Origin of the sequence: Pseudomonas sp. A1230, assembly GCF_044218825.1 — a bacterium.
Taxonomy (GTDB): Bacteria; Pseudomonadota; Gammaproteobacteria; order Pseudomonadales; family Pseudomonadaceae; genus Aquipseudomonas; species Aquipseudomonas iridis.
Genome location: NZ_CP162582.1, coordinates 1,356,900 through 1,379,846, shown reverse-complemented (window position 1 = coordinate 1,379,846; position 22,947 = coordinate 1,356,900). Strand labels below are relative to the sequence as shown.

The 22,947-nt window shown below is 59.5% G+C and carries 24 protein-coding genes; 14 read left to right on the top strand and 10 right to left on the bottom strand.

Translation table 11 applies throughout. From position 1 onward, the window contains the following. Positions 1 to 6: 6 nt before the first annotated feature. Positions 7 to 675, bottom strand: a complete 669-nt coding sequence (locus tag AB4P97_RS06505) for an HAD-IA family hydrolase (protein WP_395602275.1) — start codon at positions 673 to 675, stop codon at positions 7 to 9. Between the two features lie 69 nt (positions 676 to 744). Then, on the bottom strand, positions 745 to 1,158 hold the full coding sequence (locus AB4P97_RS06500; protein WP_395602274.1) for a response regulator: 414 nt from the start codon (positions 1,156 to 1,158) through the stop codon (positions 745 to 747). Here AB4P97_RS06500 and AB4P97_RS06495 point away from each other — a divergent pair. Further along, positions 1,157 to 1,360 (top strand): hypothetical protein, encoded by a 204-nt coding sequence (locus tag AB4P97_RS06495; RefSeq protein ID WP_395602273.1) that lies wholly within the window; start codon positions 1,157 to 1,159, stop codon positions 1,358 to 1,360. The genes AB4P97_RS06500 and AB4P97_RS06495 overlap by 2 nt on opposite strands. Then, positions 1,357 to 2,319 (top strand): class I SAM-dependent methyltransferase, encoded by a 963-nt coding sequence (locus tag AB4P97_RS06490; protein WP_395602272.1) that lies wholly within the window; start codon positions 1,357 to 1,359, stop codon positions 2,317 to 2,319. The genes AB4P97_RS06495 and AB4P97_RS06490 overlap by 4 nt, the downstream gene beginning before the upstream one ends. A gap of 38 nt (positions 2,320 to 2,357) precedes the next feature. Here AB4P97_RS06490 and AB4P97_RS06485 read toward each other — a convergent pair whose 3' ends face one another. The 4 genes from AB4P97_RS06485 to AB4P97_RS06470 all read right to left on the bottom strand — a co-directional run bounded on the left by AB4P97_RS06485 (position 2,358) and on the right by AB4P97_RS06470 (position 6,354). Next, complete coding sequence (locus AB4P97_RS06485) at positions 2,358 to 3,044, bottom strand: GNAT family N-acetyltransferase (protein WP_395602271.1); 687 nt, start codon at positions 3,042 to 3,044, stop codon at positions 2,358 to 2,360. A gap of 94 nt (positions 3,045 to 3,138) precedes the next feature. Beyond that, on the bottom strand, positions 3,139 to 3,696 hold the full coding sequence (locus AB4P97_RS06480; protein WP_395602270.1) for a YceI family protein: 558 nt from the start codon (positions 3,694 to 3,696) through the stop codon (positions 3,139 to 3,141). A 176-nt stretch (positions 3,697 to 3,872) separates the two neighbouring features. Then, positions 3,873 to 5,231: an MATE family efflux transporter gene (locus AB4P97_RS06475; RefSeq protein ID WP_042559734.1), complete on the bottom strand. Its 1,359-nt coding sequence runs from the start codon at positions 5,229 to 5,231 to the stop codon at positions 3,873 to 3,875. Between the two features lie 247 nt (positions 5,232 to 5,478). Then, positions 5,479 to 6,354: a LysR family transcriptional regulator gene (locus AB4P97_RS06470; protein ID WP_042559735.1), complete on the bottom strand. Its 876-nt coding sequence runs from the start codon at positions 6,352 to 6,354 to the stop codon at positions 5,479 to 5,481. Positions 6,355 to 6,630: 276 nt separating this feature from the next. Between AB4P97_RS06470 and AB4P97_RS06465 the strand changes: the two genes are divergently transcribed. The 3 genes from AB4P97_RS06465 to AB4P97_RS06455 are packed head-to-tail and all read left to right on the top strand — an operon-like array spanning position 6,631 to position 9,212. Then, positions 6,631 to 7,329: a CoA transferase subunit A gene (locus AB4P97_RS06465; RefSeq protein WP_395602269.1), complete on the top strand. Its 699-nt coding sequence runs from the start codon at positions 6,631 to 6,633 to the stop codon at positions 7,327 to 7,329. Positions 7,330 to 7,353: 24 nt separating this feature from the next. After that, a complete protein-coding gene (locus AB4P97_RS06460) occupies positions 7,354 to 8,019 on the top strand; it encodes a CoA transferase subunit B (protein ID WP_395602268.1) in 666 nt (221 codons plus the stop codon). Between the two features lie 11 nt (positions 8,020 to 8,030). Next, positions 8,031 to 9,212 carry an acetyl-CoA C-acetyltransferase gene (locus AB4P97_RS06455; RefSeq protein ID WP_395602267.1) on the top strand — a complete coding sequence of 394 codons (1,182 nt, stop codon included), beginning with the start codon at positions 8,031 to 8,033 and terminating at the stop codon, positions 9,210 to 9,212. A gap of 260 nt (positions 9,213 to 9,472) precedes the next feature. Here the strand turns inward: AB4P97_RS06455 and cobF are convergent, their stop codons facing one another. Together cobF and AB4P97_RS06445 are read right to left on the bottom strand one after the other, a co-directional pair. Next, positions 9,473 to 10,228 carry a precorrin-6A synthase (deacetylating) gene (cobF, locus tag AB4P97_RS06450; protein WP_395602266.1) on the bottom strand — a complete coding sequence of 252 codons (756 nt, stop codon included), beginning with the start codon at positions 10,226 to 10,228 and terminating at the stop codon, positions 9,473 to 9,475. Beyond that, positions 10,228 to 10,797 (bottom strand): histidine phosphatase family protein, encoded by a 570-nt coding sequence (locus AB4P97_RS06445; protein ID WP_395602265.1) that lies wholly within the window; start codon positions 10,795 to 10,797, stop codon positions 10,228 to 10,230. Before AB4P97_RS06445 ends, cobF begins: the two co-directional genes overlap by 1 nt. 330 nt (positions 10,798 to 11,127) lie before the next feature. Between AB4P97_RS06445 and AB4P97_RS06440 the strand changes: the two genes are divergently transcribed. The 8 genes from AB4P97_RS06440 to AB4P97_RS06405 all read left to right on the top strand — a co-directional run bounded on the left by AB4P97_RS06440 (position 11,128) and on the right by AB4P97_RS06405 (position 19,421). Next, entirely contained in the window at positions 11,128 to 11,982 is an 855-nt protein-coding gene (locus AB4P97_RS06440) for a MurR/RpiR family transcriptional regulator (protein ID WP_047300574.1), read from the top strand. Between the two features lie 2 nt (positions 11,983 to 11,984). Next, the gene (locus AB4P97_RS06435; protein WP_395602264.1) at positions 11,985 to 12,629 is read left to right on the top strand and encodes an isochorismatase family cysteine hydrolase; all 645 of its coding nucleotides are present in this window, start codon (positions 11,985 to 11,987) and stop codon (positions 12,627 to 12,629) included. Then, positions 12,626 to 13,957: a glutamine synthetase gene (locus AB4P97_RS06430; protein WP_395602263.1), complete on the top strand. Its 1,332-nt coding sequence runs from the start codon at positions 12,626 to 12,628 to the stop codon at positions 13,955 to 13,957. The genes AB4P97_RS06435 and AB4P97_RS06430 overlap by 4 nt, the downstream gene beginning before the upstream one ends. Beyond that, positions 13,941 to 14,693, top strand: a complete 753-nt coding sequence (locus AB4P97_RS06425; protein ID WP_115146783.1) for an N-formylglutamate amidohydrolase — start codon at positions 13,941 to 13,943, stop codon at positions 14,691 to 14,693. Before AB4P97_RS06430 ends, AB4P97_RS06425 begins: the two co-directional genes overlap by 17 nt. A gap of 82 nt (positions 14,694 to 14,775) precedes the next feature. Beyond that, positions 14,776 to 16,125: an APC family permease gene (locus AB4P97_RS06420; protein ID WP_395602262.1), complete on the top strand. Its 1,350-nt coding sequence runs from the start codon at positions 14,776 to 14,778 to the stop codon at positions 16,123 to 16,125. A 118-nt stretch (positions 16,126 to 16,243) separates the two neighbouring features. Continuing rightward, on the top strand, positions 16,244 to 17,260 hold the full coding sequence (locus AB4P97_RS06415) for an arginine N-succinyltransferase (RefSeq protein ID WP_395602261.1): 1,017 nt from the start codon (positions 16,244 to 16,246) through the stop codon (positions 17,258 to 17,260). A 61-nt stretch (positions 17,261 to 17,321) separates the two neighbouring features. After that, complete coding sequence (gene astA / locus AB4P97_RS06410) at positions 17,322 to 18,356, top strand: arginine N-succinyltransferase (protein ID WP_042559746.1); 1,035 nt, start codon at positions 17,322 to 17,324, stop codon at positions 18,354 to 18,356. A gap of 195 nt (positions 18,357 to 18,551) precedes the next feature. Beyond that, entirely contained in the window at positions 18,552 to 19,421 is an 870-nt protein-coding gene (locus tag AB4P97_RS06405) for an oxaloacetate decarboxylase (protein ID WP_042559747.1), read from the top strand. A 133-nt stretch (positions 19,422 to 19,554) separates the two neighbouring features. Here AB4P97_RS06405 and AB4P97_RS06400 read toward each other — a convergent pair whose 3' ends face one another. Together AB4P97_RS06400 and AB4P97_RS06395 are read right to left on the bottom strand one after the other, a co-directional pair. Beyond that, the gene (locus AB4P97_RS06400; RefSeq protein WP_047300569.1) at positions 19,555 to 19,857 is read right to left on the bottom strand and encodes a hypothetical protein; all 303 of its coding nucleotides are present in this window, start codon (positions 19,855 to 19,857) and stop codon (positions 19,555 to 19,557) included. Positions 19,858 to 20,209: 352 nt separating this feature from the next. Continuing rightward, positions 20,210 to 21,289: a diguanylate cyclase gene (locus tag AB4P97_RS06395; RefSeq protein WP_042559749.1), complete on the bottom strand. Its 1,080-nt coding sequence runs from the start codon at positions 21,287 to 21,289 to the stop codon at positions 20,210 to 20,212. A 196-nt stretch (positions 21,290 to 21,485) separates the two neighbouring features. Between AB4P97_RS06395 and AB4P97_RS06390 the strand changes: the two genes are divergently transcribed. Then, positions 21,486 to 22,937 carry a flavin-containing monooxygenase gene (locus tag AB4P97_RS06390; RefSeq protein ID WP_395602260.1) on the top strand — a complete coding sequence of 484 codons (1,452 nt, stop codon included), beginning with the start codon at positions 21,486 to 21,488 and terminating at the stop codon, positions 22,935 to 22,937. The last annotated feature ends 10 nt before the right edge of the window (positions 22,938 to 22,947 follow it).

Sequence of the window (22,947 nt, the reverse complement as noted above, 5' to 3'; positions counted from 1 at the left end):
TAGGGGTCAGGTTTTTTGCAGTCGAAGTTGGCCGTCGCTGTCGACGCTGGCGCTGATTGCGTCGTAACTGGCCAGGGTCGCGTGCGAAGTTTCAAGCGGGTGCTGATGCGTTGTAGTGATGATCATCAGCGGCGCACCGGCGGCTTCGGCGGCCTGAATGCCGACGGTCGCGTCTTCGAAGATCAGGCAGTCGCCGGGCTCAATTCCCAGGCGGCTAGCCGCCAGCAGGTAACCGGCGGGGTTGGGCTTGCCGGCCAGTACATCCTCGGCGGTGATCAACAATGCAGGCGCGCCAATGCCAGCCGCTGCCATCCGGCGCAAGGCCAGATCCCGCGGGGCCGACGTCACCATCGCCCAGCGCTCGGCGGGCAGGCTATTGAGAAACGCCCTCGCGCCGGGAATCTCGACAACACCTTCAACGTCTTCGATTTCCGCTTGCGCGATGAACGCCGCTTGCGCCTCGGCGTCCACACCCGGCAGGTTCAGGCGCCGGATGGTGTCGATGGCACGTGCGCCATGAATGGTCGGCAAAAACGTCGCGACGTCCACGCCATGACGCTCCGCCCACGCTGCCCAGACACGCTCGGCGGCTGCGATGGAATTGAGGACGGTGCCGTCCATGTCGAACAAAAACGCGCCAAAGGCGCGATCAAAAATACAATCGTGAGCAGACAAAGGTTCGCATCCTCTGGCAATAGAGCGGGCTGGCAATGTAGCACTTGCCCGCCGCTTGCACCCAGCGCATCAATGCAGCAACGGCGCCTTCGACTTCAACGCGCTGTCGACACAATCGAGCAATTGCCCGAACGTCCAGGGCTTTTTGATGAATGCCACCGGATGCTTTACCCCAGAGGACTCAGGGGTTTCATAACCGGACATGACCATCACCGGTTTCTCCGGCCAGCGATCGCCGACCAGGTTGGCCAGATCCGCACCATTCATGGTGCCGGGCATGGTGATATCGGTCAGCAATAACGCTACTTGCTCCGCATGCTCCTTCAGATAGATCGATGCCGTATCGGCACTGGTATACGGCTCGACCTTGAAACCTTCCTCCTGAAGAATTTCGCAAAGAAACTCCAGAATCAACGGATCATCCTCAACCACCAGAATCAATCCGTCAGGAAGGTGCGTGTCCGCCATCGGTGTTGGGCACATGGAACTGCACTCCCTGAATTGCATTAACGATTTAGCGGCTCAAATCCGCTGCTTAACTGGTATGAGCGACGACTTTTGCAGAAATTCATTTTTGATACAGGTCTTTTCCGAAAGTCTTGCCGGTCTGCCCGCGACAGCCGTTCGCGATGGCGTGATTGTGGTTAAAATGCCGGCCCTTTTGCTTGCCGACCGTGACCGATGAACCCTGAAGCCCTCGCCACCCTCCACGCCCATTTGCTGCCCGCGCTCGCGGCGGCGCCGAGCGAAACCCGTCGTCTGTTCCACGGGCGCGGGCGTTGCTGGCCAGGACTGGAACAGCTGACCGTGGACTGGTTGCAAGGCGTGGTGCTGGTGTCGCTGTTCAAAGAGCCTGCGCCCGAACAGCTTGACGACCTCAAGCGCTTGCTGATGGACATCAGCGGTTCAACCGAGTGGCAGCAATCTGGCGCGCACACCCTGTTGATCCAGCATCGCTATCTGCCTCAAAGCACTGCCGAATGGCTGCTGGGGGATGAGATCGACGAAATGACCATCGTCGAGGGCGGCCTGCAATACCGCGTTGATCTTGGCCGCAAGCAAAACGCCGGGCTGTTTCTCGACATGCGTTATGGGCGCGATTGGGTACGCGAGCAGGCCAACGGCAAACGCGTGTTGAACCTGTTCGCCTACACCTGCGGCTTTTCGGTAGCGGCCATCGAAGGCGGCGCCAGTCATGTGGTCAATCTGGACATGTCCCGCGCAGCCTTGAGCCGCGGCCGCGACAACCATCGGTTGAACGGGCATGACCTGAGCAAAGTCACTTTCCTGGGCCACGACCTGTTCAAGTCCTGGGGCAAGGTGATCAACAGCGGCCCGTACGATCTGGTGATCATCGACCCGCCATCGTTCCAGAAAGGCAGTTTCCTGCTGACCAAGGATTACCAGCGCGTGCTGCGCCGCCTGCCGGAACTGCTGACCGCCCAAGGCACTGTGCTGGCGTGCATGAATGATCCGGCATTCGGCCCGGACTTTTTGATCGATGGCGTGACGCAGGAGGCGCCGAGTTTGCGCTTCGAGCAGCGCCTGGAGAATCCACCGGAGTTTCCGGACATCGACGCCGAAAGTGGCCTCAAAGCCCTGATCTTCAAACACACATCAGCGGGCGGCTTAGCCTCGCGGTGATGAGTGTTCTGAACCCAGCCTGGAATGCCGATGACTGATCAGTGCACGGTCAGGCGCTGACGGACAAATTCTTCGGTATGACGCGTGGTCTGGTCCAAATGCCGATCACGCTGCTTCTCGGCATCGAGCATGGCGCGCTTGCTGTTCTTGTTCAGCAGATAAGTATGAATCTGCTGCACCTCCAGCGAACGGTAGATGGGCGTGGTGTCGATATATCCGCGCAGGCCGTTGCTGCGGTAATGCCGTGTACTCATCAGCACTTGCGTCTCGCGTTGACCGATCACTTCAAAGCCCAGCGCCTCGAAATACGGGACCTTGCCGACGGTGCACACCAGTTCGGCGTGGGGATAGCGCCCCACCATCTCGCCGATCATCGCCCGCGCCACACCCTGACGCCGATGCCCTTCACGCACCGCCATGTAGGCGACGCTGCACGCCTCCCAATCGCCCTGTACCGGCAGGTACAACAGGAAGCCGATCACCTGTTCCGGATCTTCCTCATCGGTTGCCACCAGCAGCTCCACCTCGGTGCCCTTCTCGCCATTCAACGCTTCGAGATACAGATGCATCTCGTAGCCAACCGCGTACTGATAGACGTTGTACAGCAGGTTGCTCGGGCCGAGGCCGACCGCGCTGATGTCGGTCAGGTAGTCAACGACCATCTGCAGAATCTGGCTGTTGACGGCCTCGGGGCAAGGGGATTTGTAGTGGGTGATGCGGTGCATGGCGGCTGAACTCCGACGGAAAACCGCGACATCATAACCTGTCAGAGCACTTGCCTCTGCAGGAGCTGCCGAAGGCGACCAGATTGGGCTGGCGTCACTGCTGTGGCGCCACCACTTTGAACTTGATGGCGATGTCTTTGGACACCACGGTGTCCGCCCACTCCCCCGCGCCGAGGCCGAAATCGTCGCGTTTGAGCACCAGTTCGCCGTCGAAAATGCCGATGGCGTTGCCTGCTTTCAATTCCACCGGGGCCGCAATTTCTCGGCTGATGCCCTTGAGGGTCAATCGACCCGTGATTAGATATTGGTTTTCGGAAACCTGCGTGAAATGGCTCGATTCAAACACCGCCACAGGAAATTTCGCAGTGTCGAACCACGCCGGTTTCACCAGTTCGGTATTGGCGTCTTCGCTGCCGGCGTCGATGCTGGTGAGGTCGATGTGCAACGTGGTGTGGGCGTTGGCAAGGTTGGTAGTGTCGAAGTCCAGCGTCGCGTCGAACTTGCCGAAGGTGCCGTACATCCGCGAGCCCATCTGGTTGTAGGTGAAGCTGATCTGGCTGGCGGTGGTGTTGACCCGGGTGTATTCGACGGCCTGCGCGGCGGGAATGGCCCACAGGTAAAACGCGGCAGCGAGCAGCAATCGAATTGACATGGGATTCTCCGAACAACGCTTGCCGTCGAGGGCCTCGATTGACTTAAGCAAACATCAGGCAGTTGCGCCAGCTGACCTGCCTACCCTGTAGGAGCTGCCGCAGGCTGCGATCTTTTGACCTTTGCTTTCAAAAAACAAGATCAAAAGATCGCAGCCTGCGGCAGCTCCTACACGGGCTAAACAAGGCGTTCGATTTTCTGATGCTGCCAGACCAGTTTGTAATACAGCGTCTGCAACACCAGCATTCCCAGATAAGCCACCGGGAACGCCATCCAGACACCTTGCAAACCAAACTGCCCGTCCAGCCAATAGGCCGCCGGCAATTGCACGCCCACCACGCAGACAATGGCGATCACCACCGGCACCAGCACCGTGCCACTGGCGCGCATGATGCCGCCAATGATCGCCTGGAAGCCGAACAACAACAGGCTCCAGAGCATGATGTGCAACAGATGCTCGGCCATGGCCCGAGTCGAGTCCTCGGTCAGGAACAAACCGAGCAACCAGTGCGACAGCAGGTAACCCAGCACGATCAAGCCGCCGGTTAAACACACGTTGATCAACAGACCGGTGCGCAAGATCGGCCCCATCCGTTCCAGTTGCCCCGCGCCGATGGCCTGTGCGCCGAGGATCGAAGCGGTGATCGCAATCGACAACGCCGGGAACTGCACATAGTTGACGATCTGCGTCACCGCGCCGTACGCCGCCGTCGCTTGCGAGCCATGCTGGTTGACCAAGGCCAGGATCACCAATTCCGACAGCGACAACACAATCATCTGCACGCCGGTCGGCAAACCGATACGCAGGACTTTGCCAAGAATCACCCTGTCGAGCCGCAACGCCGCAAAAAACTCGCGGTCCGGCGCCAGTGGATGGTTCTTGCGAATCAGCCGCCACGCCAGCCATGCCATCGCCGCCAGGTTGCCCGCGAGCCCCGCATACGCTGCACTCTGAATGCCCAGTTGCGGCAAGCCGAACCAGCCACGAATGAATGCCGGTGTCAGCGCCAGCCCGACACAGGTTGACACCACCAATGCCAGCAACGGCGACACCGTATCGCTGACCCCGCGCAGCAACTGCGTGAACAGCACAAACACCAGCAGCGACGGCAGAATCCACATCATCACGTGGGCGTATGCCACCGCATCGTCCAGGACATCCGCGGGCGTCCCCAACCCCGTCAACGCCTGCCGCGCAAACACACTGCCCAACACCGCAGCGACCAAACCAATCAAAACACCCAGCAACAGCGTCGCCCCGGCAATCGCCTTGACCATGTGCGGCTCACGCGCCCCCCAGGCCTGGCCGATCAACACCCCCGCACCCGCGCCGAGGCCGATCACCAACGCGATAAAGAAGAACACCACAGGAAACATCCCCGACACCGCCGCCAGCGCCTGAGTGCCAAGCATCTGGCCGATGTAAATGCTGTTGACCGTGCCGGACATGGACTGCAGGAAGTTCGACAACACCATCGGCGCCAGAAACAGCAGGTAGGTTTGCCAGAGGGGTTTGGTGACGCTGGGGGTCTGCATTGAGTAGAGGTCCATCTCGACGGCGGGAAAGCTGATGGAGGATAGCTTCGGTGAGTTGTGAGCGGGGTGCAATTAACATTTAAGACAGGTGTTTATATTTGCCCATCAACCATCCCGGCCATTTGTTTAGCGGTCAGCGTGCATTGCAAATGGGCTGCCCGATGACAGTGGGCCGGGCGGCAAGCAGGAGGATTGCCTAAAGGTTGAGAACGGGTGAAGGTCAAAAAATCGCAACCTGCGGCGGCGGTCAGTGCTCAGCCCTGAGGATGTCAAAGAGTGCCTGCGCCGCCGCCGACAGTTCATTGCCCGGTTCAGTCAGCACGCCAATCGCTCGCTCCACCGAGTCATTCAACGTCAGGCAGCGCGCACCCAATTCCTGCATCTGCTCGGCACACAGCGCCGGCACAGCGCTCACGCCCAGCCCACTGGCAACCATCCGCCCCACGGTCGCCAATTGATGGCTTTCAAACTCCACCGGCAACTTCATGCCCCGCGCCTGCAAGTGCTCTTCGAGCATCACCCGCACCGTGGACGGCCGCTGTAGCGTAATGAAAGGTTCCTGTAACAACGTTTTCCAGTCGATCTCGGTGCGCGCGGCCAGCGGTGAATCCTGTGGCACCACCGCGACGAACCGGTCCATATAAAGCGGTGTGAATGTCATCGAGGTGTTCTGCATCGGTTCGAACGCCACGCCCAGTTCCACCTGGCGGTCGCGCACCATCTCCAGCACTTGCTCGTTGATCACATCGTTGACCGTCACATTGACGTTGGGATAACGCGCGCGAAAGGTCTTGAGGATCGGCGGCAGCAGGTTGCCGGCAAACGACGGCATCGCCGCTAGCGTCACCCGCCCGCGTTGCAGGCTGAAGCGCTGACGCATTTCGTCTTCGGCGTTGTCCCAGTCGGCGATCAGGCGCCGGGCCAGCGGCAGCAGGGACTCACCTTCTGCGGTCAGTGCCACATTGCGCGTGTTGCGACTGAACAGCCGCCCACCCAAGCCCTCTTCCAGCGCTTTGATAGTCAGGCTCAGCGCTGATTGCGACAGGTGCAACCGCTCGCAGGCCACGGCGAAACTCAGGCTCTGGGCCACAGCAAGAAAGGCACGGATTTGTTTGATGGTCATGGGCGCTGTACGTCCTTAATGTAGGAGCTGGCGAAGGCTGCGATCTTTTGATCTTGAAAAACAAAATCAAAAGATCGCAGCCTTCGGCAGCTCCTACAGGATTTCGTCGATTCGGCTATTTCGGTCATTAGGCAAATCGTCGATTCAGTGAGTTTGGCGATTGTTGAGTTTTATCTATCAATCAACCTTAAAAATCAACTTAACAAATATATCCTTCAGCGAGACACTCCAACCATTCGGCTAGCCAGCCGCCCGCAAATAATAAAAGAGGTGCATATGGCAGGTTTCGACAAGCGCGTGAGTTCCTACGAGGAAGCCCTCGCCGGGCTTGAAGACGGCATGACCGTTATCGCTGGCGGCTTCGGTCTGTGTGGGATTCCGGAAAACCTGATCGCCGAGATCAAGCGCAAGGGCACCCACGACCTCACCGTCGTCTCCAACAACTGTGGCGTCGACGGTTTTGGCCTCGGCGTGCTGCTGACCGACCGCCAGATCAGCAAAGTCGTCGCCTCGTACGTCGGCGAAAACAAGCTGTTCGAAGAGCAACTGCTCAAAGGCGAAATCGAAGTCATCCTGACCCCGCAAGGCACCCTCGCCGAGAAAATGCGCGCAGGCGGGGCTGGCATTCCAGCCTTCTTCACGGCTACTGGCGTTGGCACTCCGGTGGCCGATGGCAAGGAAGTCCGCGAATTCAACGGTCGCAAGTACCTGATGGAAGAGTCCATCACTGGCGACTTCGCCATCGTCAAAGGCTGGAAAGCCGACCACTTCGGCAACGTCATCTACCGCCACACCGCGCAGAACTTCAACCCGCTGGCCGCCACTGCCGGCAAGATCACCGTGGTTGAAGTCGAAGAGATCGTCGAGCCCGGCGAACTGGACCCGGCGCACATCCACACCCCCGGCATCTACGTCGACCGGGTCATTTGCGGCACGTTCGAAAAACGCATCGAACAGCGCACCATCCGCAAATAATTCAGGCCTACGGAGAACAACAACATGGCACTTACCCGCGAACAAATGGCTCAGCGCGTCGCCCGCGAAATGCAGGACGGCTACTACGTCAACCTCGGCATCGGCATTCCGACCCTGGTCGCCAACTACATCCCCGAAGGCATGGAAGTCATGCTGCAATCGGAAAACGGCCTGCTCGGCATGGGTCCGTTTCCTACTGAAGAAACCATCGATGCCGACATGATCAACGCCGGCAAGCAAACCGTGACCGCGCGTATCGGCGCCTCGATTTTTTCCTCGGCCGAGTCTTTCGCGATGATCCGCGGCGGCCATGTCGACCTCACCGTGCTGGGCGCATTTGAGGTGGACGTCGAAGGCAATATCGCCTCGTGGATGATCCCCGGCAAACTGGTCAAGGGCATGGGCGGCGCCATGGACCTGGTAGCTGGCGCAGACAACATCATCGTGATCATGACCCACGCATCCAAGGACGGTGAGTCCAAACTGTCATCCCGTTGCAGCCTGCCGCTGACCGGCGCCGGGTGCATCAAGCGTGTGCTGACCGACCTCGCCTATCTGGAAATCGAGAACGGTGCGTTCATTCTCAAAGAGCGCGCGCCGGGTGTCAGTGTTGAAGAGATCGTGGCCAAAACCGCCGGTAAACTGATCGTGCCTGATCACGTACCGGAAATGCAGTTCGCTGCCCAGTGAGGAATTTGAAAATGCAAGACGTCGTCATTGTTGCCGCTACGCGTACTGCGATCGGCAGCTTCCAGGGTTCCCTGGCCAGCGTATCCGCGGTTGATCTGGGCGCAGCGGTGATTCGCCATTTGCTCGAACAGACCGGTCTGGACGGTGCGCAGGTCGATGAAGTGATCATGGGCCAGGTACTGACCGCCGGCGCCGGCCAGAACCCGGCGCGTCAGGCCGCCATCAAGGCTGGCCTGCCCCACGCGGTGCCGGCCATGACCCTGAACAAGGTCTGCGGCTCGGGCCTCAAGGCTTTGCACCTCGGCGCGCAAGCCATCCGTTGCGGTGACGCCGACGTGATTATCGCCGGCGGCCAGGAAAACATGAGCCTGTCCAACTACGTAATGCCGGGCGCACGCACCGGTCTGCGCATGGGTCACGCGCAAATCGTCGACACCATGATCAGCGATGGCCTGTGGGATGCGTTCAACGATTACCACATGGGCATCACCGCGGAAAACCTCGTCGACAAATATGAGATCAGCCGCGAACAACAGGACGCCTTTGCTGCCGCCTCCCAGCACAAAGCCGCTGCCGCCATCGAGGCCGGGCGTTTTGTCGATGAAATCACCCCGATCCTGATTCCGCAGCGCAAAGGCGATCCGGTCGCCTTCAAGGTCGACGAACAACCGCGTGGCGAGACCACCGCTGAATCGCTGGCCAAACTGCGCCCGGCGTTCAAAAAGGACGGCAGCGTGACTGCTGGCAACGCATCGTCGCTCAACGACGGCGCCGCGGCGGTGATCCTGATGAGCGCCGAGAAAGCCAAAGCCCTGGGCTTGCCAGTACTGGCGACCATCGCTGCTTACGCCAATGCGGGCGTTGACCCGGCGATCATGGGCATCGGCCCTGTATCGGCCACCCGCCGCTGCCTGGACAAGGCAGGCTGGTCAATCGAGCAACTTGACCTGATCGAAGCCAACGAAGCCTTCGCCGCACAATCGCTGGCCGTGGCCAAGGATCTGCAATGGGATCTGGACAAGGTCAACGTCAACGGCGGTGCCATCGCGCTGGGTCACCCGATCGGTGCGTCGGGTTGCCGGGTGCTGGTGACCCTGCTGCATGAAATGATCAAGCGTGATGCGAAAAAAGGTCTCGCGACCCTGTGCATCGGCGGCGGACAGGGCGTGGCCCTGGCGCTGGAACGCGCATAAAGAGCACTACTGACAGCGGGCGGATCCACGACATCCGCTCGCTGTCTCCCCTATACACAGATCCTTAGGAGATCAATGTCCGCCGCAAGATTTGTGTACGACACTGATCAACTGTAGGAGCTGCCGAAGGCTGCGATCTTTTGATCTTGCTCTTGAAAAACAAGATCAAAAGATCGCAGCCTCGTTTCACTCGACAGCTCCACAGAGGTCGATGTGGGAGCGAGCCTGCTCGCGAAGGGGCCCATTCAAGCACCAAAGATCTAGGGCTTGCGCAGCAAATAAGTATCCATGATCCATCCATGCTCCAACCGCGCAGCCTTTCTCACGCGCTCGATTTCGTCCGCCACATCGCCCAGTTTGCCGCTGATCAAGATCTCATCCGGCGTGCCCAGGTAAGCCCCCCAGTAAATCTCTGTCTGCGGATCAGCCACGTGGTGGTAGGAATCTTCGGCATCGAGCATCACGACCAAACTGTCGGCATCACTCACCTGCCCTGCTGCCAGGCGACGGCCCGTGGTGATTTCAACGGAGCGGCCTATCGTGTTCAACGATACTTTGTGTTGCGCGGCCAACGCCTGAACGCTGGTAATCCCGGGAATCACTTCAAATTCGAAGGCACAGCGACCCGACGCCAGAATCGCCTGCAGGATACGAACGGTGCTGTCGTACAACGCCGGATCGCCCCACACCAGAAAACCTCCGCACTCGCCGTCAGACAATTCGTCGTTGATCAGCCGTTCGAAGGTTTGCTGCTTGGCGCGGTTCAGATCATCGACGCTGGCGGTATAGTCCACGTCGCCGCGCTCGCGTTCCGGGCTGCCGGCTTCGGCGAAGCGATACCCGGGATCGGTGATATAGCGCTCACAAATCTCGCGACGCAGATCGATCAGTTTGTCCTTGCTCTGGCCCTTATCCAGCAAAAAGAACACATCCACCCGATTCAGCGCTTTCACCGCTTGCATCGTGATGTAGTCCGGATTACCGGCGCCGATGCCGATCACCAACAGCTGCTTCATCAGCGTGCTCCTTCAAAGTCGAGACCAGGCAAGCGTAGCCGCCAGCGCCCGGTGAAGCGCAACTCGACCACTGACAACGGCTCGACATCAATGTCATGAAAAGCCATGCTGCGCAGGGTCTGGATCAACGCGGCACGGATGATGAACGGATGCGTGACCGCCACCACATGGCCTGGCGTGGTTTGCAGACTCTCCAGCCACCTCGACACTCGCTCGCACACCTGCGCGATCGATTCACCGCCATGGGGCGTGGCGTCTGGATCTTCCAGCCATGCCTGTAGCGCCGCGGTTTGCGAATGTTGCAGATCCTTGATCGCCTGCCCGCGCCACTGCCCCCAATCGCAATCGCGCAGCGCTTGATCGATATGTGCGTCGGCCCCCAGCCACGCGGCGGTCTGACGTGTACGCAGTTCAGGCGCACAGATCAGGCGCCGTGGGGCGTCGAAGCGCGCAGCCAACGCGTCAGAAGCCAGGCCGATATTTTCAACAGGCTCATTCGTAGGAAAACGCGCCAGTTTTTGTGCGACGGTTCGCGCATGGCAAATCAGGGTTAAACGGGTGGTCTGCACGATCAATCACTCTGTCGAGAGTCATGAAAAACAACGGCGCAAGGCCGATTAGTGGGCAATTGTGCCGTACATCAAGGGCTTCAGGGCTGTCCGGTGCATCGCCCTATCACTTGTGTATGCCAAAAAATCGGCAATGTCTCACATCTTCATGGGACATGGACTACAAAGCTTGTCGCCTTCCGTGTAGCCCTTGTTACACGGGCATCTTGCCCCATTTTGGAGCCTTTTCAACACACCGAAAAATTCACTAGACATGTAGCGTCAGTTACATAAATACTGTTTTAACGGATTGTGAAGCGAATTCGACACACCCATCCAGCAGGAGCCAGGATGCCCCCTCTCAGAGACCTGATCACCGATCCCGGCCTCGATCTGACACCGTCAGAACGCAAAGTCGTTCGCGCCCTGCTTGATCAATACCCACGCAACGGTCTGGGACCGATGGCACGACTGGCCGAACACGCCGGCGTCAGCGACCCGACCATCGTGCGACTGGTGAAAAAACTCGGTTTCGGCGGTTACGCCGAGTTCCAGGATGCGCTCCTGAGCGACATGGATCATCGCCTGCGCTCACCACGCACCCTGCTGCAACCTCGTGCCCAGCAAAACAAGGACGACGCCTGGAGTCATTATCTGGCCGACAGCCATCGCCTGCTGGTTGAAACGCAATCACTGACTCAACCTGAAGACGTACGCATCCTCACGGACTGGCTGCTCGATACCCGGCATCAGGTGTACTGCTTCGGCGGACGCTTCAGCAGCCTGATGGCGAGCTACTTGCTCAATCACTTGCGCCTTCTGCGCACCGGCTGCTTTGCACTGGAAGACAACGCGCAATTGCCTGATCGCTTGTTCGATCTGCAACGCCAGGATGTGGTGTTGCTGTTTGACTATCGCCGTTACCAGTCCCAGGCCCTGCGCGTGGCCAGCGCGGCGAAAAACAACAACGCACGCGTGGTGCTCTTCACCGACATCTACGCCTCGCCACTGCGCGAACTGGCCGACCTGATTATCAGCGCGCCCGTAGAGTCAGCCTCGCCGTTCGACACTATGGTGCCGGCGCTGGCGCAAGTCGAAGCACTGATCGCCAGCCTGACCCTGCGCACCACGAATCTGGCCGATCGCCTGGAAGGCATCGACGCCCTGCGCAACGACTTCAATACGCACCTTCTGGAGGATAAATAAGGATGTTCACCCTTCCACACCGCTCGCCGCGAGACCTGCCATTTGTCACTGACCACACGGCCTTGTTGCTGGTGGACATGCAGCGTGCCTGGCTCGATCCGCAGTTCGACCCGCACCTCACTGAGCCGGGTGGTGAGTATTTTCGCAGCCGTGTGCGTACGCAGGTCGTGCCCAATCAACAACGTCTGCTGAATGGCTTTCGCGCAGCGCAACAGAACGTGCTGCATACCGTCATCGAGAGCCTTACCGCCGATGGCCGCGACCGCTCGCTGGACCACAAACTGTCGAATCTGAACGTCCCCAAAGGCAGCCCGCAGGCACAGATCATCGCCGAACTGGCGCCCGCAGAAAACGAAATCTATTTGCCGAAAACCTCGTCCGGGGTCTTCAACTCGACCAACATCGATTATGTGCTGCGCAACCTCGCGACCCGCCATTTGATCATCGCCGGCATCGTTACCGACCAGTGCGTGGACATGGCCGTGCGCGATGCTGCCGACCGTGGCTATCTGGTGACTCTGGTCGAGGACGCCTGCGCCACCCACACTGTCGAACGCCATCACGCCTGCCTGAACGCGATCAAGGGTTACTGCTGGATCACCGACACCGACACCGTGCTCGGCCGGTTGCAGGAGATGCAGCCATGAGCGCCCGCCTGACGCCGCTGCCGATGACCACTATCGTCACCACTGATCTGATCGGCATTACCCGTGGACGCTCGTTCCCCACCGACGAACTTGAGCACTATCAGGCCCCCGGTTGTGGCTGGGTGCCGGCCAACAGCGCCCTGACCCCGCAGGACTCCATTGCTTCGACCAGCCCGTGGGGCGCTTATGGCGACTTGCGTTTGATCCCGGATCTGGGCAGCCGCGTTACCGTGAGCAACGGGCCGGATGTGAACGCCCCGCCGCTGGACTTCATCCACGGCGATCTTCGCGAAACCGACGGTCGGCCATTCGGCGCCTGTCCACGCACGCTGCTGCGCGATGAGATCGAGCGTTACCGCGACGATTTGGGCTTGCAGGTCAACGCTGCGTTCGAACACGAATTCAACCTGCATGCAGACCTGGCTGAACCTCCGGCGTTTTCGCTTGAAGCCCAGCGTCAGGGCGCCGAGTTCGGCGGCTGGCTGCTCAGCGCTTTGCGAGCCGGTGGCGTCGAGCCGGAAATGTTTCTGCCCGAATACGGCAAGCATCAATTCGAAATCACTTGCCGACCAGCGCTGGGGGTCGCGGCCGCAGACCGCGCGGTGAATGTGCGCGAAATTGCCCGTGAGATCGCCCGGCAAATGGGCCTGGACCTGAGCTTCGCACCGAAGACCGCCGCTGATGCGATGTGCAACGGTGTGCACCTGCACGTCAGCCTGCTTGATCTGGACGGCCAGCCGATGCTTTACGACGCGGGCACCAGCAATGGTCTGTCGAGCCTCGGCCAGCATTGGGCAGCGGGTATCCTGCATTACTTGCCGGCACTGTGTGCAATCACCGCACCGACACCGCTCTCGTACGAGCGCTTGCAGCCAAATCACTGGAGCGCCTCTTACGCCTGCCTGGGGCAACAGAACCGCGAAGCAGCGTTGCGCATCTGCCCGACCTCGACGCTGGGCAACAAAGCCGTGGCGAAGCAGTTCAACCTGGAATTTCGCGCCATGGACGCCACCGCCTCGCCGCATCTGGCGATGGCCGCGCTGCTGATCGCCGGACGGCTGGGCATCGAACAGCGCCTGGCGCTGAACGCAATCACCAATGAAATCCCCGATTCACTCAATGACGAGCAACGTCAGGCGCGGGGCATCGTCGCCCTGCCCGCCTCGCTGGCTCAGGCACTGGATTGCCTGCGCGACAGTGCAGCCCTCAATGAATGGCTGCCCAAACCGTTGCTCGACAGTTATTACGCCCTTAAAACCGAGGAACTGGCGCTGACGGAACAGCTCTCGATCGCTGAACTTTGTGAGCACTATGCACGCGTGTACTGAATCCGCCGAGCTGGGGTTGTTTACCAGACCGGTCTACAACCTGAGCCGCGCCGACTCGACGCATCCATTGATTCTGGTGTGCGAGCACGCCAGTCGCTACATCCCCGAGGCCCTGAATAATCTGGGCCTGGACGATACAGCCGCCCGCGAGCACATCGCCTGGGACATTGGTGCGCTGGAACTGGCCGAGCAATTGTCGGCAACACTCGGCGCCACGCTGTTGAGCGCCAACTATTCGCGGCTACTGATCGACCTCAATCGGCCACGGCATGCCCCCGACAGCATTCCGCTGCAGAGCGAGATCTATCAGGTGCCGGGCAATCGTGAGCTGGACGAAGCCACACGCGAGTACCGCCGGCAGACGCTGTTCAAGCCGTTTCACACGCGCTTGCAAACACTGATCGACGCGCGCATTGCCAAGGGTCAACCGGTGCGCATAGTCGGGATTCACAGCTTTACGCCGGTGTATTACGGCCAGCCGCGCGCCATGGAAGTCGGTGTGCTGTTTGGCCAGGCCAGGGCGTATGCCCAGCGCCTGCTCGACGATCTGGAAAAACATCCGCTGATAGTTGCAGGCAATCAGCCGTACAGGATTGACCCGCTGGGCGACATGACAGTACCGGTACACGGCGATGCCCGCGGCCTGGATTCGGTGTTGATCGAGGTGCGCAACGACTTGCTGCGCAGCCCCGAAGCGGTGTCGCGCTGGGCCGGATACCTCGCGCCGTTGCTGTAACGAAAGCATTGCTGAAGCTGTAAACGATGGACCGATATAACAACTAAAAAACGACTGATTGGCTTACAAGGAGTTGCGCTTCATGGAAATTGAAGAATTCGGCTACAAGCAAGAGTTGAAACGTAGCCTGACGCTCACCGACCTGGTGGTGTACGGGATGATCTTCATGATCCCCATCGCCCCGTTTGGCGTGTATGGCTACGTCAACGCAGAGGCACCGGGGATGGTGCCGCTGGCGTACATCATCGGCATGGTGGCCATGGTGTTTACCGCGTTGAGCTACGGCAGCATGGCCCGCGCTTTCCCGGTTGCAGGCTCGGTGTATTCCTACGCACAACGCGGCCTCAACCAACACGTCGGCTTCATCGCCGGGTGGCTGATGCTGCTTGACTACCTGCTGATCCCACCGCTGCTGTACGTGTACGCGGCGATGGCGCTCAACCACTTGTACCCGGACATTCCGAAAGTCGGCTTCATTCTGGCATTCCTTGTCAGCGCTACTTTCGTCAACTTGCGCGGTATCACGTTTACCGCACGGATGAACATTATCTTCCTGCTGGCGCAACTGGTCGTGCTGGGCATCTTCCTGTTCTATGCCTGGACCGCCCTGCACAACGGTGGCGGCAACGGCGAGCTGACGTTGGCGCCGCTGTACAACCCGCAAACCTTTAACTTCGCCCTGCTGATGCAAGCCGTGTCGATTGCCGTGCTGTCGTTCCTGGGCTTCGATGCGATTTCCACCCTCGCTGAAGAAATCAAGGGCGATCCGGGTCGCAGTGTTGGCAAAGCTGCGTTGATCACGCTGGTGGTGATGGGCACGATTTTCGTCGTGCAAACCTGGATCGCTACCGATCTGGCCGCCGGTCTGGGCTTCAAGTCCGCCGACACCGCGTTCTATGAAATCGCCGAACTCGCCGCCGGTAGCTGGCTGGCGACCCTCACGGCCGTCGCCACGGCGCTGTCCTGGGGTATCGCTGTGGCGGTCACTTCGCAATCTGCGGTGTCGCGCCTGCTGTTCGGCATGGCCCGTGACGGCAAGCTGCCAAAAATACTGGCCAGGGTTCATCCGAAACACAACACGCCGTACATGAGCATTTATCTGGTGGCGGTGCTGTCGCTATTGATCTGCTACCTGTTCATCAACTCGGTCGACACCCTGACCTCGCTGGTCAACTTCGGCGCGCTCAGCGGTTTCATGCTGCTGCACCTGACAGTGATCAACTACTACTGGCGTCGGCAAAAGTCCGGTCAGGTTGTGCGCCACCTGATCTGCCCGGTGATCGGCTTCATCATCGTTGCGGCCATCATGGTCAACATGGGTGTCGATGCGCAGAAACTCGGCCTGATCTGGATCGCTCTGGGCCTGGTGTACCTGTTCTTCCTCAACAAGTTCAGCGCCACGACCGCGTTGCCTGACCCGAGCAACGGCTGACAAGAAAAAGAGCGGCGTCTGACAACAAATCAGGCGACCGCCGATTTAACGCGTGGAAACCGACAGTGATAGTCAGGTTCGGCAAATTTGCCGAACCTTTTGATACAGGAGTACATCCATGCTGGTCTTACGCCCAGTCGAGCAGACTGACCTGACCCAGCTCCAACAATTGGCCCGTGACAGTCTGGTGGGGGTAACCTCCCTGCCGGACGACAGCGAGCGACTGCGCGAGAAAATCGCCTGCTCCTGTGCCTCGTTTGCCAGTGACGCCACGGCCCACGGCCCAGAGAACTACTTCTTCGTGCTGGAAGACCTCGACAGTCAACGTCTGGTCGGCTGCTCGGAGATTCTCGCCACCGCCGGCTTCGACGAACCCTTCTACAGCCTGCGCAACCGTCACTTCACCAGTGCCTCGCGGGAATTGAACATCGAGCACGGCGTGCCTGCGCTGTCGTTGTGTCACGACCTGAACGACCACACGCTGCTGCGCGGTTTCCATATCGACGCCGCGCTGGTGCGAACGCCATTTTCCGAATTGCTCTCGCGGGCACGATTGCTGTTCATCGCGGCTCACGCGCCACGCTTCGCCGAAGCAGTGATCACCGAAATCGTCGGCTACAGCGACGAAAACGGGCAGTCGCCGTTCTGGGACGCCCTGGGCAAGCATTTCTTTGACCTGCCTTACGTCGAAGCCGAGCGGCTGTGCGGAATGCAGAGCCGCGCGTTTCTCGCCGAATTGTTTCCGCAATACCCGATCTATGTACCGATGCTGCCGCAAGCGGCTCGGGACTGTATTGGCCGTATTCATCCGGACGGCCAGGAAGCCTTCGACATTCTTGAGCGTGAAGGCTTTGAAACCAACAGCTACATCGACCTGTTCGACGCCGGCCCGACGCTGTATGCGCGTACGACGAACATCCACTCGATCGTCCGCAGCCAGATCGCGCCTGTGCAGCAACAGCCACACATTGATGCCCGTGGCCGTTACCTGTTGAGCAATGACGCGCTGCACGGTTTCCGCGCCATCGTCGCCGAACTGGATTACCAACCCGATCAACCCCTGTCCCTCACCCCTGCGATGTGTGCGGCGCTGAACGTGACCAATGGCAGCCCGATTCGGCTGATTGCCCTGTGAACCACGCCCGGTTCTGCACCCAACGACAGTGCCCGAACAGGCGCGCAGAAGGAGTTACAGCATGATTGTCCGCCCGGTTAAAGTCAGCGACCTGCGAGCCTTGATGGCGTTGGTAGAACAGGCCGGCCCGGGGTTCACCACCCTGCCGGTCAATGAAGATCGCCTGTCCCACCGGGTGCGCTGGGCACAACGCGCGTTCGCCGAGCAGGTCGAGCGTGCCGACGCCGATTATCTGTTCGTGCTCGAAGACGATGACATGCGTGTGGTCGGTGTCAGTGCATTGGCCGGGGCGGTCGGCCTGCGTGAACCCTGGTACAACTATCGGGTCGGGTTGACCGTGAGTTCGGCGCCGAATCTGGGCATTCAACGGCAGATCCCGACATTGTTCCTCAACAACGAACTGACCGGGCAATCGGAACTGTGCTCATTGTTCCTGAGCCATGACCATCGTCACGGCAGCAACGGCCGCTTGCTGTCGCTGGGGCGCCTGTTGTTCGTTGCCGAGTTTCCGCATCTGTTTGGCGAGAAGATGATCGCCGAACTGCGGGGCAGCGCAGATGAAACGGGCTGTTCGCCGTTCTGGGACAGCCTTGGCCGACACTTCTTCCAGATGGATTTCTGCCATGCCGATCACCTGTCGGGGCTGGGCAACAAGTCGTTCATCGCCGAACTGATGCCGCGCCAACCGCTGTACACCTGCCTGCTCACCGAACAGGCGCAGGCGGCCATCGGCCAGGCGCACCCGAACACGGAGCCGGCGCTGAAAATCCTTCAGGCCGAGGGTTTCGCCCACAAGGGCTACATCGATATTTTCGACGGTGGGCCGGTGATTGAAGCGCCGATCCGCAACATCCGCACGGTACGTGACAGCCTGGAGCTGTCCTTGAGTCTTGGCAGCCCGGACGAACAGGCACCGCTGTGGCTGATCCACAACCGGCGCCTGGAAAACTGTCGTATCACCGTTGCTCGGGCGCGCCGGGTCGGCAGCAGCCTGGTCATCGACCGTCTCACGGCCAAACGCCTGCAACTGCAGCCGGGGAATTCGGTGCGGGCGGTGATGCTGCCCAACCAACAGCAGCAGGCCGCTGCGGCTTGAAGGCTTGCCAATGCCCGCAAAGCCACCGACAAACCGCTTCACTGAAGTGAATCCTTTCAGCACTGGAACCACTGTTAGCAGCAACCTCGAAAATTCGTCATGATCCTTGACCCATTCGCGTGATAGCCTTTTCATTCTTCGGCGTTGACACCTTTGCTCAAGCCGTTCCATTCCTTTGGTATTGGTGGAACTCGTATGACCAGGCTTTCTCATCAAGATTTGCGTCGTAATTTCCGTCAGCTGCTGGCCTCCGACACCTGCTACCACACGGCTTCGGTGTTCGACCCGATGTCCGCCCGGATTGCCGCTGACCTGGGTTTTGAAGTGGGGATTCTCGGTGGCTCCGTGGCCTCGTTGCAGGTGCTGGGCGCACCGGACTTTGCCCTGATCACCCTCAGCGAGTTCGCCGAACAAGCCACCCGCATCGGCCGCGTCGCCCAATTACCGGTGATTGCCGACGCCGACCACGGCTATGGCAACGCCCTCAACGTGATGCGCACCATCGTCGAACTGGAACGCGCCGGCGTCGCCGCCCTGACCATCGAAGACACCTTGCTGCCCGCGCAATTCGGGCGCAAATCCACCGACCTGATCACCGTGGCCGAAGGCGTTGGCAAAATTCGCGCGGCGCTTGAAGCCCGTGTTGATACAGAAATGGCGATCATCGCCCGCACCAATGCCGGGATCCTGCCGATTCAGGAAATAATCAGCCGCACCCGCCAGTACCAGGGCGCGGGCGCCGATGGCATCTGTATGGTCGGGGTGCAGGATTTTGATCAACTTGAACAGATCGCCGAACATCTGACCGTGCCACTGATGCTGGTCACCTACGGCAACCCGGCGCTGCGCGACGACAAGCGTCTGGCCGAACTGGGCGTGCGCGTGACCATCGACGGCCACGGCGCTTACTTTGCGGCGATCAAGGCGACTTACGACAGCTTGCGCGAACAGCGACAGATCTTTACCCAGGCTTCAGACTTGAGCGCCACCGAGCTGACGCACACCTATACCCAGCCGGAGGAATACATTCTCTGGGCCAAGGAATATATGAGCGTCAAAGAGTGATGTGCTGGCCGCACTGGCCTCTTCGCGAGCAGGCTCGCTCCCACATTTGATCCGTGTCGAACACAAATTCTGTGCTCACTACAAATCCACTGTGGGAGCGAGCCTGCTCGCGAAGGCATCTGCCGCTACACCGCTAAACCGGGGTTTTGTAAGCCTCCTCCCGCTGCGCCGCCCGCGCCTGAATCACATCCAGAATGGCACACCCTTCGCGCATCAGCAGATGCACCGCGCTGGTGACCCGCGTCAGGTCAAAGTCTGAAATACCTTTGAGGTTGAGGCTGGACAAGGTGTCCGCCAAATCGCGCACGACCACAAACCGATGCATCGCGCAGGCCGCCATGTCGCTGAGTTCTTTGTGGGTATTGATGAAGAGCACCGGAGATTCGGCGTCGTAGGTGTCGATGGGGAGGTAGCGTGGCATTACTTGGTCGGTCATAAAGTTCACTCCAGATGGGTCAGGTGCTGTATTCGACCGGCCAAGATCGTCGCGGAGGTTTTCGCGAACAGGGACTATAAGTGTGTCGATAGAGTGTCGCAACGAGAGCCTCTGTCAGACTTTTCGCTAATTTTCGTGCGTAGTTGAACCACTGTGGCGAGTGGACTAATTGGGAAATGCCCGGGACCAGCGCCGACGTGATACACCGCGCTGAATAGGATCTTGAATTCAAGTAGATCTTGCACCTTGGCGCATTAGCCACAAACAACGCGACCAGTCCCCTCTCCCCCGGGAGAGGGCTAGGGTGAGGGGCGGCCACACCGCAAATCCGCTGTGGTGCCAGCGGGGGGATTTATCTCACGCCGAGTCCCAGCAATGGCTGCTTGGGCAAACTGTCGCAATTGCAGATCACCCGGTTCCTTCCACTCGCCTTGGCCTCATACAGCGCCTGATCCGCATCACTGAGCCAACGGGTCGCATCGGGGTGCGCCGGATCGTACGCCGCCAGGCCAATACTCAAACTGACCTTCAACGCCGGATTCTGCTCATAACCCAGTGTCGCGAAACGCTCGCGCAACGCTTCCATGGCCTGGGCGGCATTGAACAGCGGCAACTCCGGGAGAATCACGCAGAACTCATCGCCGCCGTAACGCCCGGCAACGTCAGTCGCGCGCAGGTTCTGCTTGAGCATCTTGCTCAATTGTCGCAACACGATATCGCCGGCCACATGCCCGTAGGTGTCGTTGATTGCCTTGAAATGGTCGATGTCGATCAATGCAATGGCCGCGCCCTGCTTCTGCCGTATGCAACGCTGAAAGGCGATTTCCAGTTGATCCTTCCACGCACCGTGATTGAGCAGACCAGTGAGGCTGTCGGTGCGACTCAGCGCCAGCAATTCACGTTTATGCACACCCAGCGTGTAGGCCTGCCGAAAGCAGATCCAGCCCAACGCCAGCGGGTACAACAGCAGTAGCGGGAAACAGGCGTACATCTGCGCCGGCGTGGTTTGCGGGATGAACGCCGGGGCAAACACCACCAACCCTACGCCAACCCCAAGCAACTGCGCCGCAGAGCCGGCCAGCAGAAAACGCAACCCACCGATGGCGACGTTGTTCATTGCCATCATCGAGATGGTCGTGGCAGCGGGTAATGGATTGAAATGCATGGCAGCAACCCAGAAGCCGCCGAAAAAGGCGTCAATCAACAGGTTGCGATGTTCGGCATGAAAAGGCACCCGAGCGCGGCGCGCCAGCTGATAGGCCAGGTGGGGCCAGACCAGACCATTGAACAACATCAGCGCCCAGACCCATAACGGCGGATCGAGCGAGTACATCGACACAGACACACACAAAAGCCCAAGCACCAGCCCGAGGACTCTCGAGGTGTACAGCCTCCTTGCCAATGAAAGTCCCTTTCGTCCCGTATTTCCCATAAGGGCCTCGACCACGACGGAACCTGCAAAGTGCAGGACAGATGTGCTCAAAGTCTAACAGGGTAACGTTAAATAGCCATCACCGGTCAGCGGCCTGAAAGACGCATGCTTTCCATGGATTTGGGCTCCCACAGTGCAAATCTTTGGCTATACATGAAGGGAGCAAAACGGAAAAACGACTATAAGAAGGAGGCCCATGCAGACTTATCAAGTGTTGATCATCGGCAGTGGATTTGGCGGTCAGTGCGCGGCGATCAACCTGCTCAAGGCCGGGATCGACGATTTTCGCCTGCTGGAACGGCGCGATTTCTTTGGTGGCACCTGGTGCCAGAACACCTACCCCGGCGCGGCGGTGGATGTGCCCTCACCGCTTTATTCGCTGTCATTCGCGCCGTACCGCTGGTCACAGATGTTTGCCGAACAAGCGGAATTGCATCGCTATACCGAGCACGTGATCGATACGTTCGGCCTGCGTGAACGCGTGGAGCTGCAAGCCAACGTCGAACACGTCGAATGGGACGACACGGAAAAACGCTGGGACGTCCACACCACCAAGGGCACGTACCATGCGCAGTTCCTGATCAATGCGAGCGGGCCGTTGAGCCAACCGGTCATCCCGCACTTCCCTGGGCAGGATCGCTTTCAGGGCAAGACATTTCATACAAACAATTGGGATCACAGCTACGACTATCGCGGTAAACGCGTGGCCATTGTCGGCAGCGGTGCCAGCGCCGCGCAGATAATTCCCGTTATTGCCCCGCAGGTCGAGCAACTGCATGTATTCCAGCGCACGCCGCATTGGGTGCTGCCGCGCGCCGATCGAGTGTTCGGGCCGTTTCAGCGCTGGTTACTCGGTTTGAAACCGGCCTACAAACTGCTGCGCTGGCTGATTTACTGGCAGTTCGAAACCCGCGTGATCGCCTTCAAGTACTCGAAACCGGCGATTAACATGGTGCAAAAGCAAGCGCTGCGTTTTCTCAAGCGTCAGGTGCACGATCCGCTGCTCCAGCAAAAACTCACGCCGGATTTCACCATCGGCTGTAAACGAGTGCTGGTTTCCAGCACCTATTACCCGGCTCTGACCCGGCCCAATGTCACCCTGCACAGCCGCGAGCAGGGCATCTCGTCAATCGATGAAAACGGAATCAACACCCAGGACGGCGAGCACATCGATGTTGATCTGATCGTCTGGTCGACGGGTTATGACGCTACCGACGGCGTTATTTCCTACCCCGTCAGCGGAAAGAACGCCGTGCAGCTCAGAGATGTCTGGGCCGAATATCCTCGCGCCTACCTCGGCACCAGCCTGCCGGACTTTCCCAACCTGTTTATCGTCACGGGGCCCAATACCGGCATTGGCCACACTTCGGCGCTGTTCATCATCGAATCGCAGATGAACTACATCATCGACTGCATCCGCACCGTACAAACCAAAGGTCTGCGCAGCATCGAAGTGCGCCCCGAGGCAGAACGTACCTACACTGCAATGATTCACCGGGAGATGGAGCGTACGGTCTGGAAGTCCGGCGGCTGCCACAGTTGGTATCAAAGCAAGAGCGGTCATGTGACCGCGATGTTTCCCGGCTTCAGTTTCAGCTATCACCGTTTGACCCGGGCGCTGAAACCGGCCGATCACATTTTGTCCTGACTACGTATAA